Origin of the sequence: Methylomonas sp. ZR1 (assembly GCF_013141865.1) — a bacterium.
GTDB lineage: Bacteria > Pseudomonadota > Gammaproteobacteria > Methylococcales > Methylomonadaceae > Methylomonas.
In genome coordinates this window covers 654,838-667,318 of sequence record NZ_RCST01000001.1, presented here as the reverse complement: position 1 = coordinate 667,318, position 12,481 = coordinate 654,838, and the positions used below count along the sequence as shown (strand labels likewise).

At 48.9% G+C, this 12,481-nt stretch carries 10 protein-coding genes; 6 read left to right on the top strand and 4 right to left on the bottom strand.

Annotated elements, in window-relative coordinates; translation table 11 throughout:
- The first annotated feature begins 60 nt into the window (after window positions 1-60).
- The 6 genes from DDY07_RS03050 to DDY07_RS03025 all read left to right on the top strand — a co-directional run bounded on the left by DDY07_RS03050 (window position 61) and on the right by DDY07_RS03025 (window position 8,485).
- Window positions 61-693 carry a GspH/FimT family pseudopilin gene (locus DDY07_RS03050; protein ID WP_171694761.1) on the top strand — a complete coding sequence of 211 codons (633 nt, stop codon included), beginning with the start codon at window positions 61-63 and terminating at the stop codon, window positions 691-693.
- A 6-nt stretch (window positions 694-699) separates the two neighbouring features.
- Window positions 700-1,170, top strand: coding sequence for a type IV pilus modification protein PilV (gene pilV / locus DDY07_RS03045; protein ID WP_101051604.1), 471 nt, complete (start codon window positions 700-702; stop codon window positions 1,168-1,170).
- A 50-nt stretch (window positions 1,171-1,220) separates the two neighbouring features.
- Window positions 1,221-2,234 (top strand): PilW family protein, encoded by a 1,014-nt coding sequence (locus DDY07_RS03040; protein ID WP_171694760.1) that lies wholly within the window; start codon window positions 1,221-1,223, stop codon window positions 2,232-2,234.
- Between the two features lie 8 nt (window positions 2,235-2,242).
- The gene (locus DDY07_RS03035; protein ID WP_171694759.1) at window positions 2,243-2,743 is read left to right on the top strand and encodes a PilX N-terminal domain-containing pilus assembly protein; all 501 of its coding nucleotides are present in this window, start codon (window positions 2,243-2,245) and stop codon (window positions 2,741-2,743) included.
- Window positions 2,744-2,796: 53 nt separating this feature from the next.
- Complete coding sequence (locus tag DDY07_RS03030; protein WP_171694758.1) at window positions 2,797-7,842, top strand: PilC/PilY family type IV pilus protein; 5,046 nt, start codon at window positions 2,797-2,799, stop codon at window positions 7,840-7,842.
- A 181-nt stretch (window positions 7,843-8,023) separates the two neighbouring features.
- A complete protein-coding gene (locus DDY07_RS03025) occupies window positions 8,024-8,485 on the top strand; it encodes a type IV pilin protein (RefSeq protein ID WP_084153333.1) in 462 nt (153 codons plus the stop codon).
- A gap of 20 nt (window positions 8,486-8,505) precedes the next feature.
- Here DDY07_RS03025 and queA read toward each other — a convergent pair whose 3' ends face one another.
- The 4 genes from queA to sdhA form a co-directional block, all read right to left on the bottom strand.
- Window positions 8,506-9,525, bottom strand: a complete 1,020-nt coding sequence (queA, locus tag DDY07_RS03020) for a tRNA preQ1(34) S-adenosylmethionine ribosyltransferase-isomerase QueA (RefSeq protein WP_033157420.1) — start codon at window positions 9,523-9,525, stop codon at window positions 8,506-8,508.
- 149 nt (window positions 9,526-9,674) lie between these two features.
- Window positions 9,675-9,917: a succinate dehydrogenase assembly factor 2 gene (locus DDY07_RS03015; RefSeq protein WP_171694757.1), complete on the bottom strand. Its 243-nt coding sequence runs from the start codon at window positions 9,915-9,917 to the stop codon at window positions 9,675-9,677.
- A complete protein-coding gene (locus tag DDY07_RS03010; protein WP_253734392.1) occupies window positions 9,914-10,696 on the bottom strand; it encodes a succinate dehydrogenase iron-sulfur subunit in 783 nt (260 codons plus the stop codon). The genes DDY07_RS03015 and DDY07_RS03010 overlap by 4 nt, the downstream gene beginning before the upstream one ends.
- Complete coding sequence (gene sdhA / locus DDY07_RS03005) at window positions 10,696-12,480, bottom strand: succinate dehydrogenase flavoprotein subunit (protein ID WP_171694756.1); 1,785 nt, start codon at window positions 12,478-12,480, stop codon at window positions 10,696-10,698. Before sdhA ends, DDY07_RS03010 begins: the two co-directional genes overlap by 1 nt.
- Window position 12,481: the final 1 nt, after the last annotated feature.

Below are 12,481 nucleotides of genomic sequence, written 5' to 3'. Positions count from 1 at the left end.
AACAGCAACAGAGTTCGAGTTCATTTGCGCCCAACTACCTGAGTCACAATCCAATAAATCATGCAAAAATTATTCACCGAAACATCTAAAGGATTCACACTGGTTGAGCTGATGGTGACCATCGCTATCGCCGGCGTTCTGGTGGGTATTGCAATTCCAAGCTTCACTTCGATTATCAGCAACAACCGCTTAACCACATCAGCCAACGAATTAGTCACAGCATTGAATTTAGCGCGAAGCGAAGCGGTAAAACGTGGCGTATCGGTGACTGTGCGCAAAGTTGACGACAAATCATCGACTAATAAGAACAAGACCGCCTGGGCTTCAGCGAATTGGGAGCAAGGCTGGGATGTTTTCACGGATGCAAATGACAATGGCGAGTTCGACACAGGCGACGATGTGCTTCTCAAAACTTATGGAGCACTAAGCGCCTCTTATACCTTGCGAGGCAATAGTTTTTCAGACTTCATTAATTTTAGTTCTTCTGGACAAAGTAATGGTGGAGGTAGCTTTGTAATCTGCAACAACAGCGACGGCAATAACGTCCCCGAAGCAAACACCTCTAGGCTGATAATCGTTAGCCCTATCGGTCGATTGCGCATGGGCCTCGATGCAAACAACGATGGCATACCAAACAAGGACACGGTCGCAAGCACCGCCTCGAATATCACCTCCTGCTTACCCCCATTTTAGTTACCGATGAAAACAACCAACGGTTTCACATTAATAGAAGTCTTGATCGCCGTGGTGATACTTGCCCTGGGCTTGCTGGGTTTGGCGGGCTTGCAATCCACAAGCCTGCGGAACAATCAAAGTGCATATTTTCGCTCACAGGCTACTTTGCTTGCTTACGATATAGCCGACCGAGTACGAGCAAACGCAGTGGGTAACTACGATAACCAAGCAGAAACGAATAACGATTGCTTAGCAAACACTTGCACACCGGCACAAATGGCTGGTTACGATTTAAAACAATGGAACGACCAACTAAGAAGTCAATTACCTAGCGGCGAAGGTGTTGTTTGTAAGGACAAAACCCCGGGGGACGGAAATTCAAAATCCGCACACAACTGCGACGGGATCGGCGATGCGTATGCGGTAAAAATTTGGTGGGATGACGACCACGATGGGGCGGCGACGCAACGGTTTGTAATGAGTTTCCAGCCATGAGAAAAAATCAGACCTATTTCCTGCAAACAGGCATGACTCTCATAGAAATTATGATTGCGCTGCTTCTGGGCGCATTCCTATTAGGTGGGGTAATCAAGATTTTCGTTAACGCGAAGCAGACTTACGGGATGCAGGAAGGCTTATCCCGTTTACAAGAAAACAGCCGTTATGCGTTGGAAATACTCAGCAAAGACTTACGCTTAAGCGGTTTTCAAGGCTGTATATCCATAACCGATTTAACACCCACCAATACTGCCACAACCGCAATTACCTCGCCCGTTGTTGCGCCAGCTATATCGTCGCCAACACCAGCCACTATCATAGTCGGCTACAACGGCAGTGAGGCATCGCCGGTAACGACCACTTGGTCCCCAGCCTTGCCAAGCGCCTTGTCAGGTTTAGCTACGCCGATTACCCCTGGCACCGATGTGATAACAGTAGTTTTCGGTGAAAGTTGCGGCGGTTATTTGTCAGCAGATATGGCAAGCGCAAGCTCGGATATACAAATTTCCAGTTCCAATACTTGCGGCATAGTTGATGGTGATCCGGTTTTAATATCCAGCTGTAGCAACGCCGACCTTTTCCGGGCCACCACGGGCACTACCTCGACACTGATAAAGCACAATACGGTGTCTTTGCCGGCAACTTGCGCTTCCCCACCCTGCTACAAAACCAGCTCGGAAGTGTTTGCTTACCGCGCATACAGCTATTTCATCCGTCCAGGCGCAAGCGGGGAACCAGCTCTTTGGCGATACGACAATACCAAGGCTGCAAGTAGCAGCAATCCAGTTGAAATACTCGATGGCATCGAAAACCTGCAAATTCTCTACGGAGAAGATACTGATGCCGACGGGGTAGCCAACCAATATAAAACCGCCGCCAACGTCACCGATATCACCCATGTCGCCAGCGTGCGTATCTCAATCCTGGCGCGCACCAGCGAGAATCTGGCCTCGCAAACCCTCACTTACGATTACAACGGCAGTACTGGCATTAACCCAGGTGACCGGCGAATTCGCCGCGTGTTCAACGCGACGCTTGCAGTACGTAATCGGCTGCAATAGGTGGCACCATGAATAAGTCGAAAATAAATCAAACTGGCGCAGTGCTAGTCGTCGCCTTAATCATGCTGATGCTTCTGACGATCATTGGCGTGACCGGCACCAATGTCACCAGTCTGGAAGAAAAAATGGCCGGCAATATGCGTGACCGTAATCTTGCCTTTCAAGCGGCGGAGTCCGCCTTGCAAGCGGGGGAAACTTGGCTAAATACCCATGCCTACACCTGCAGTAAAGCTGCCGGCAGATTCAAGCCGCGCGATAAAGATTGCAATAGCGCAACAGCGGAAACGTCGGAAGTTTGGGACAGCATAAGTTGGGACGACAATGATTCGGTGCTTTATACGGGCGTTTTGTCAAACCTCAGCGCTAATCCTCGTTACATAATCGAAGACTTGGGCTGCTTGCCCGCACCTGCGGCATGTCCCGGAAAACACAACTATCGAATTACCGCCAGAGCAACCGGCGGCACAGCGGACACTATCGTCATGCTCCAGTCTATTTACCAAATTTAGTGAGTCGTACTGACTATGTTGATTTCAGACAGAAACACGCAGAGGGCAAAATCATGAAAACTAAGCAACGCCAAGTAAAAGCCTTTTTTTTGCTGATTCTGTCTCAGACATTGCTAGCAAGCTTCAACGCTTCTGCAGGTATTTCTCAACAACCTTTATTTCTAACCTCCAGCGTTCCGCCTATCGTCATGCTGACCATGGGCCGCGACCACAAGCTTTATTACGAAGCTTATAACGATGCCTCTGACCTCAACGGCGATGGATTAATTGACGTTGGCTATAAACCAAGCATCGACTACTTTGGGTATTTCGACTCGCATCGTTGTTACGATTACGTGGACAGCGACGGAGGATACTTTACACCGAAAGCAAAAACACCATCAGCTACTGATAAAACCTGTTCATCGGTGGACGGCGACTGGAGCGGTGATTTTCTTAACTACATTACAACCGCGCGTATTGACGCTCTCCGCAAGGTACTATATGGCGGTTACCGAGGCGACGACACCACCTCGAAGACCGTACTCAAACGCTCATTTATCCCTCAAGATGCCCATTCATGGGGTAAGGAATACAATCCTAGCAATAACCCGGGATACCTTATCTCAGACTACACACCGTTGGCCGAACCCGCTACGGGGAAAAGCCACCTATTTGCCAATGTGTCCTTAAGTTACACCGGCCAACCATTGATGCGCGTCTTAAATAATACTTCCTACCGCGTTTGGGAATGGCTTTCCATCGAACGGCCCGTGGCCGGTAGCGATTGCGATAACGGCAGCCGTACAGCCTGTGCAACCACGGGTAGCTCTAACTGGTCGGTAGTTCCCGATATAGTATTCAGCAATTTGGTGAGAAAAACTTATAGAACCGGAGATACTGCTCCCGCCCATCCATCGAGCGCTGCGGAGTATGCAACATTTGTTACTAATTACGGCACCACCGGTAACTTACGCCACACTGACAATATGACTAGACTGGAAGCCAATGGTAATCCTGAACGTACCGAACGTTATTTAACCGTTGTAAAAGGAAAAATCACTGTTCCTGCCAGTCTCAATTACAAGTTTTCGGTAGATGGCGACGATGCAGTAGAAGTATTGATTAACGGTACGGTAGTGGCAGGATATTACGGAGGCCATGGCGTCTGCAATTGCAATACTAATAATGGCACTATTCATCTCACCGCTGGTGTCGCTTACGATATTGAATACCACCACGAGGAGGCTTACGGCGACGACAGCTTCGTATTGCGCTGGGACACCTCGAATACCGCCTCTAGCATCACCGACTACAGTGTCAATGTTAACGTCTGCGAAACCGGCAAATTGGAAGCCAACTGCAAAGCCTACAAAAGTGGATCAACCACAACCTATAAACCCACAGGGTTGCTACACACCTATGGCGAAAATGACTCGATGGCATTTGGCTTGCTGACCGGTTCTTATAAAAAGAACATCTCGGGCGGCGTACTCAGGAAAAACATAGAATCTTTCACCAACGAAGTAGACCCTACTACAGGCATATTTACGACAACCAACGGTATCGTCAAGACAATCAACAACCTACGTATCAACACCTTCAACTACTCGGATCACGCTTACGCTTCTGGGTGGATTACCACGCGCGCAATAACTGAAGGTGAAGCAGCCGAATGGGGTAACCCTATAGCGGAAATGATGTACGAGGGTTTACGCTATTTTGCTGGTAAAGCAGCCCCCACCTCAGCCTACTCCATAACAGCCACGGATACCCCGGATGCAACACTAGGATTGCCTTTGCCGACTTGGCTTGATCCATATTCAAATACAGGCGGTAAATATCTGAGCTGTGCGAAACCAATGCAACTGGTTATAAGCGATATAAACGCATCCTACGATACCAATCAGTTACCCGGCAGCTATTTTGACTCGTCGTTCTCAGGTGATTTGTCTGGTCTGAATGTATCGACTCTAGCCGATACAATTTGGGGTAACGAATCCGAATCGAGCAATATTTTTATCGGTCAATCGGGGATTCTCAGCGACGGTGCCCCCACGGCAAAATCGGCAAACAGCTTTAAAAATATCCGTGGCCTCGCTCCGGAAGAACCCACCAAATTAGGTGGCTTTTATGCCGGTAGCATTGCTTTGTACGGCAGACAAACCGATCTAAACGCCGCTACCGGCGATCAGAAAACTGATACGTTGGCAGTGGCATTAGCTTCGCCGCTCCCCAGAATCGAAATACCGGTCAACGGCAAGATAGTAACCTTGGTACCCTTCGCAAAATCCGTAGCGGGCTCCAGCATCTCCCAGTCCTCAACCAGCTTTCAGCCCACCAATCAGATCGTAGACTTTTACGTAGAAAAGATTGTCAACACGGTAGAACCAGTCTCGGGTGTTACTCCAGGCAATAAAGATGCCGCGATTAACGGAGGACGCCCGTACGGAAAATTCCGTATAAATTACGAGGACGTCGAGCAAGCTGCCGATCACGATATGGATGCGATTGTGGAATATACGTTTACGGTCAATGCATCAAACCAAGTAGTGGTCGATCTGAATTCAACCTATGCCGCGGGCGGCATAACCCAGCACATGGGTTACGTTATTTCCGGTACCACCAAGGACGGCGTTTATCTGGAAGTACGTGACAAACCCGATGCCGGAGAAAATGATAAAGATTATTTTCTTGATACACCTCCAGGTCAGTTTCCTGGTGGTACTTGGGCCGATGGCGTCTCTTTACCGCTCACGGCATCCAGAACATTTAACGTGGGCACCACCACCTCAGCCAGCTTTATTAAACATGACCCGCTTTGGTACGCGGCAAAATGGGGTGTAAACGACAAAAACAAAGACAACATTCTTGACCAAAATGAATGGGACGAAGATAAAAATGGTACTCCTGACGGTTATTTTCTGGTAACCAATGCCGGTAAACTTTCCGAACAATTGGGAAAAGCTTTCGCCAAAATACTCAGCAACGTCAGTTCTTCCTCTGCGGTAGCAGCCAATACCGCAAAATTAAATACCGGGACATTGGTTTATCAAGCCAAATTCGATCCCAGAGACTGGAGCGGACATTTGTTGGCAATCCCGGTCAATGACACTACTGGCGCATTGGAAACAAACAATCTCAACTGGGACGCTGCCACAAAGTTACCGACATCAAGTAGCCGCAAAATTTACACGCTCAACCCAACGTTAACTAGTGCTCCACGGGGTATAGAGTTTCGATGGGCAAACTTAACCACCGCGCCAACAGGCAGTTCGCAGCAGGACTATTTAAACCAAATATCGGGTACTGCTGACGGCAAAGGTGAGTTACGGCTCAATTGGTTGCGCGGGGATAACACAAACGAACAGCGCTTGGGTACCGGAAACTTTAGAAACAGAATCAAGAAATTTGACGGCACTTTCTTAGAAAACAACACGGATCTGGCGAATGCCACAATTGCTACCAACAAGCTCGGTGACATTGTAAACTCCGACCCCATCTATGTTGGAACCGATGACTTCGGATACAGTTCACTACCCGGAGCAGAAGGTAGCGACTACACTTCATTTCGGGCCAGTACGAGTTACCAAAATCGCAGACCCATGATTTACGTAGGTGCCAATGACGGCATGCTACATGGGTTCGACGCTAAAAAGAACTCCGGCTCGATCACCACTGGCGGCACAGAGATTTTTGCTTATGTTCCGAATGCGTTATTTCCGGAATTAAGCAAGTTGACATCGCTCACTTATGCCCATCAGTATTTTATTGACGGCATGTCAAGCTTTGGCGACGTGTATTACGATTCGAGCTGGCATACCCTTCTCGCAGGTGTCACAGGAGCCGGAGGCAGAGCCGCATTCGCTCTCGACATCACTAATCCGGATACGTTTGGCGCCAGCAGCGTTTTATGGGAGTTCACTAGCACGGATGACAATGACCTAGGCTATACAATAGGTCAACCCGCTATCGCTAGAATGAAAGACGGCACATGGGCCGTTATCGTTGCGAATGGCTATAACAGCGACGCGGGTAAGGCAGTGTTGTTTGTATTGAATGCCAAGACAGGCGCATTAATCAAAAAATTTGATACCGGAGTCGGTGACGCCGCGCAAAAAAATGGTCTGTCATCACCAAAGGCGGTTGATACTGACGGGGACACAATTGTAGACACCATATACGCCGGCGATCTCTACGGAAACCTTTGGAAATTCAACGTAGGCACGACCTCCGCAACTAGTTGGACTATTGCTAACAGTGGCGCGCCACTATTCGTCGCCTGCACCACAACAGGCACGTCATGCACATCGGCAAACCGTCAGCCGATTACCGGAAAACCTAGTGTTGGTGCAGTTGGCTCAGAGCAAACCGGTGGCATTATGGTGTATTTTGGTACAGGCAAATATTTTGAGACTACTGACAACGTCATACCGACGAGTCCACAGGTTCAGTCTTTTTACGGCCTGTGGGATGACAACTCTGGGGCAATCACCGACAGAGCGAAACTACAAGAGCAAACTATCACATATGAGGGTAACCCCAAAAACTCTGCCGGCGTAGAGGAAACAGGCGTGGTACGGGTAAGCTCTAGAAATACTGTGTGTTACTCGGTGGCAACCATTCCATCAACGGACGACGATACGCCCACCGCCACTTGCAGTGCAGCCAATCTTAAAAAAGGCTGGGCTATGAACCTCCTTAAGCCCACGAATATCGCTCAAGGTGAAAGAGTCGTTAGTCCAGCGGTTCTGTATCAAGATTTAGTGATTTTCTCGACAATGATTCCGAGTGCTGATCCTTGCTCGGGTGGCGGTGTGAGCCGCGTCATGACTGTGGAGGCAATTACAGGTAAACGCCCCGCTACAGCCTCTTTCGATTTATTCGGTAATGATAGTAAAGCTGATATAAACGATCTTATGCTAATTGATGGCAAATTAGTTGCTGCTACTGGTTTTGACATGGGCATTGGCATACATAAAAATCTTAGTCTTGTTGAGAATATTGGTATCGGATCCGGTAGCGATGGTCTGGACAAAATGATTTTTAAAAATGCCCCAACTACCCCTGGCGGAGGAGGTGGTGGCGGCAAAAGGACTTCTTGGCGCCAATTGAGATAAATAGCTCAGTTGTTGAGAACTTATTTTGGAATTAGTCTGATACTAAGAGTTTAATGCCTGTGACTTTTGGGGAATCTTGGTTTAGCCGTGAACTTGCGTGTATTCACTGAATTAAACCGATATGCGATAACAGGCTTACATATTTCAATAAACGATAAAACCCAAACCGGTCAAAATTAAAATGAACAAAACACAGCAAGGCGTAACTCTTATAGAGTTAATGGTTACAGTGGCGATCATCGGCATACTTGCAGGCGTCGCGATACCTGGCTATCAAGAGAGTGTACGCAAATCGCGAAGAGCGGATGTCAAAGGCGTATTGCTCGGACTAACCAATGCCATGGAGCGACGTTTTACGGAAGCCAATACCTTTTGTGACGCCGCTGCGGGAGGAACTGCGGTAACCGGTTGTGGGTCATCAACCGGCGATACCGGGACACCATCGATCTATACGATCCCAACAGAAACCGCCGGCTTTTACACGGTAACTATCAGTGGCGCCAGTGCTAGTAGCTATACCTTGAGCGCGGTTCCGACCGGAGCCCAAGCCAGTGACAAATGCGGTACCTTATTAATAGACAATACAGGCAGCAAAACCGTAGCGAGCGCAACATTAGATGCCTCAACATGCTGGAGCAGATAGAATCTTCGCTCAGAAAATCCTTAAATAACCAGCATCGCATCGCCATAGCTGAAAAATCGATAGCGTTGCTCAATAGCATGGCGATAAGCGTTCATGACTGCGTCATAGCCGGCGAATGCCGAAACCAACATTAACAACGTCGACTCCGGCAAATGAAAGTTGGTCAGCAACGCATCTACAGATTTGAACGAATAACCCGGCGTTATAAATAAGTCAGTATCGCCGCATCCAGCCTGCAATACGCCACTATGTGAGGCTGACTCCAAAGCTCTTACAGCAGTGGTACCTATAGCCACAACTCTGCCTCCCCTGGCCCTCGCCTGATTAACTGCATCTACACAATCTTGCGAGATGCTATAAAACTCCTTGTGCATCACGTGTTCGGATAGATCCTCGACCCGCACAGGACGAAATGTGCCGCTGCCGACATGCAAAGTTACAAAACTGCGAGCTACGCCTTTTTGATCTAAGCGATCCATAGTTGGCTGATCGAAATGTAACCCGGCTGTAGGTGCAGCCACGGCACCCAGTTGCTCGGCAAATACCGTTTGGTAACGATCCAAATCACTTGCTTCGTCAACACGGCTAATGTAAGGCGGCAGCGGAATATGCCCTACTTCGTCCAATAGCGCCAACAAGCCGGCTTCCGTTTCAAACCGCAGCCTGAATAAATCGTTATGTCTACCCATAACCCTGCATACCGCGCCATTTTCCAAGCTCAACAAGGCATCGGTCTTTGGCGACTTACTTGCTTTAACATGAGCAAGCGCTGTGTGAGTATCCTCGATTCGCTCGATCAACATTTCGACTTTACCGCCGCTTGACTTATGCGCGAACAAGCGAGCAGGCATGACTTTGGTATTGTTAAAAACCAATAAATCGTTACTGCTTATCATGTCGACAAAATCGGCAAACTGACAGTCTGCAATTGCCGCACTTTGTCTATCCAGACGCAGCAATCGACTGGCGCTCCGTTCCGGCAGCGGATACTGGGCAATAAGTTGCTCCGGCAACTGGTAATTGAAGTCGCTCTTTTTCATTCCGAATAGGTTTTAAATGACTTTTGAACAATCTTGGGACTTTATCTGCCGCAAGATACGTAAAGGAGAGTTTATTTGAAGTTTTTTAATACGTTAAATCATTTTGTATGGTGAGAAGCATCGCTTTTGCAGCCAGATTTTAGCAAAACTTAAACCGGCAAAGTTCTGATTACCAAGACCAAGCTTTTCATACTCTCGTCGCTCGGCAATTGTTCACCCATCAAGTATCGCATCAGTTCAGTGTCTTCAAGTTCCAACATTTGCAAAAACGTTTGCTGTTCCGTAGTGTCGGCGAAGAGGTAACGATGTTCTAAGTACCTGAGCAGCATCAAATCCAGCTCAAGGGTACCGCGCCGGCAACGCCAGCGCAGCTTATTGATGTTTTCGCTCACAGATGGTCGCGTTCCACCAAGAGCTTCTTGATTTCGGCAATCGCCTTGGCGGGGTTAAGTCCTTTTGGACAAGTATCCGTGCAATTCATAATGGTGTGGCAACGATACAATTTAAACGACTCATCGAGTTCGTCCAAACGTTCTTTATCGTTTTCATCGCGGCTATCGGCTAACCAACGATAGGCTTGCAACAGGATTGCCGGGCCGAGATATTTATCGCTATTCCACCAATAACTTGGGCAACTGGTTGAACAACATGCGCAGAGTACGCATTCGTAGAGGCCGTCGAGTTTGGCACGATCTTCCCTACTTTGCAGGCGTTCGGTTTCCGCAGGCGCTTCTGATTCAGCAGTTAACCAGGGTTTTATCGACGTATATTGTTCGAAGAAATGCGTCATATCCGCGACCAAATCCTTGACCACGGACATATGCGGCAACGGGAATATTTTCACGGTACCTTTGTAGTCGCTAATCGCTTTGGTACATGCCAGCGTATTTTTACCGTTGATGTTCATCGCGCACGAGCCGCAGACGCCTTCGCGACAGGAGCGGCGAAAAGTCAGACTACTGTCGATTTCATTTTTAATTTTCAGAATCGCATCCAGCACCATCGGTCCGCATTGGTCCATATCGATCTCATAGGTGTCGATGCGCGGATTTTCCCCAGAATCCGGATCCCAGCGATAAACTTCAAAATGACGAATATTGGTAGCGCCCTCGGCTTTATAGGTTTTACCCTTTTTAATCACCGAGTTTTTGGGCAGTGTAAATTCAACCATTAGTAAACCCTCTCTTTAGGCGCAACGACTTCGACTTCGTCGGTGAGCGTATACAGGTGAACGGGGCGGTAGTCGATTTTGACTTTGTTGCCTTCCCGCCAAGTCAGAGTGTGCTTCATCCAATTCTTGTCATCTCGTTTCGGGAAGTCCTCACGCGCATGGCCACCGCGACTTTCTTGACGATTACCGGCGGCAGTAATAGTAACCTGAGCCTGGCCGAGCAAATTATCCAGCTCCAGGGTTTCCACCAGATCGGTATTCCAAATCAGCGATTTATCACCCACTTTGACATCGTCAAACGAAGCGGCAATTTCGCCTATGGCCTTGATACCTTCGTTTAAAGTAGCCTCAGTTCTAAATACCGCAGCTTTAGACTGCATGGTCGTTTGCATATCCATGCGGATTTCCGCCGTTTTACGGCTACCGTTGGCATGGCGGATTTTATCGAAACGCGATAATGCTTGATCCGTGGCGTCTTTTACCAACGGCTTATGCGGCATACCCGGCTTGATCAGCTCTGTGCAACGAATCGCCGCCGCGCGACCGAATACCACTAAATCCAATAAAGAGTTAGAGCCTAAACGATTGGCGCCATGTACCGAAACACAGGCGGTTTCACCGATCGCCATCAAGCCAGGAACCACATAATCGGGATTACCGTCTTTCAGTGTGACCACTTCGGCCTTGTAATTGGTCGGAATACCGCCCATGTTGTAATGCACGGTGGGTAAAACCGGAATCGGTTGTTTCGTCGCATCGACACCGGCAAAAATTCGGGCGGTTTCGGTGATGCCGGGTAAGCGTTCATGGATGATAGCCGGATCGAGATGCTCTAGATGCAAATGCACATGGTCTTTCTTAGGACCGATGCCGCGTCCTTCGTTAATCTCAACCGTAATTGCCCGGCTCACTACGTCGCGAGACGCCAAGTCTTTGGCATGCGGGGCGTAACGAGCCATGAAGTGTTCGCCTTCGGAGTTGGTCAAATACCCCCCCTCACCGCGCGCGCCTTCGGTCATCAAACAGCCGGAACCATAAATACCGGTTGGATGGAATTGCACGAACTCCATATCTTGTAAAGGCAAACCCGCTCTCAAGATCATGCCATTGCCGTCGCCGGTAACCGTGTGCGCCGATGTGCACGATAGAAAGGTGCGACCGTAGCCACCGGTTGCCATTACCGTTTGATGGCCGCGAAACAGGTGAATGGAACCGTCATCCAGGCACCAGGCCAGGACGCCACGGCACTCGCCCTCTTCCATGATCAAATCCAATGCGATGTACTCGACGAAGAATTCAGCTTTGTGTTTTAAAGCCTGTTGGTAAAGGGTATGCAAAATGGCATGACCGGTTACGTCGGCTGCTGCACAGGTTCTTTGCGCTTGGCCTTTACCGTAATGCGTAGACATACCACCAAAAGCCCGCTGGTAAATTTTACCTTCTGCGGTTCTGGAAAACGGTACGCCGTAATGTTCCAACTCGATGATGGCAGGAATCGCTTCCCGGCACATGTACTCGATCGCATCCTGATCGCCCAGCCAATCCGAACCTTTTACGGTGTCATACATGTGAAAACGCCAGTCATCCTCACCCATATTGCCGAGCGCGGCGCTGATACCACCCTGTGCTGCGACGGTGTGACTGCGGGTAGGAAACACTTTACTGATACAGGCGGTTTTCAGACCTTTTTCCACCATACCAAAAGTAGCCCGCAAACCGGCCCCGCCGGCGCCAACCACCACAACGTCATGTTGGTGTTCGATGATGTTATATGCTGAGGCCATG

Bases quoted from the DNA above. Each gene is read 5' to 3' on its own strand.
- pilV (WP_101051604.1), top strand. From the start codon at position 700: ATGAAAACAACCAACGGTTTCACATTAATAGAAGTCTTGATCGCCGTG.
- queA (WP_033157420.1), bottom strand. From the start codon at position 9,525: ATGAAAAAGAGCGACTTCAATTACCAGTTGCCGGAGCAACTTATTGCC.
- DDY07_RS03050 (WP_171694761.1), top strand. From the start codon at position 61: ATGCAAAAATTATTCACCGAAACATCTAAAGGATTCACACTGGTTGAG.
- sdhA (WP_171694756.1), bottom strand. From the start codon at position 12,480: ATGGCCTCAGCATATAACATCATCGAACACCAACATGACGTTGTGGTG.
- DDY07_RS03035 (WP_171694759.1), top strand. From the start codon at position 2,243: ATGAATAAGTCGAAAATAAATCAAACTGGCGCAGTGCTAGTCGTCGCC.
- DDY07_RS03040 (WP_171694760.1), top strand. From the start codon at position 1,221: ATGATTGCGCTGCTTCTGGGCGCATTCCTATTAGGTGGGGTAATCAAG.
- DDY07_RS03010 (WP_253734392.1), bottom strand. From the start codon at position 10,696: ATGGTTGAATTTACACTGCCCAAAAACTCGGTGATTAAAAAGGGTAAA.
- DDY07_RS03030 (WP_171694758.1), top strand. From the start codon at position 2,797: ATGAAAACTAAGCAACGCCAAGTAAAAGCCTTTTTTTTGCTGATTCTG.
- DDY07_RS03025 (WP_084153333.1), top strand. From the start codon at position 8,024: ATGAACAAAACACAGCAAGGCGTAACTCTTATAGAGTTAATGGTTACA.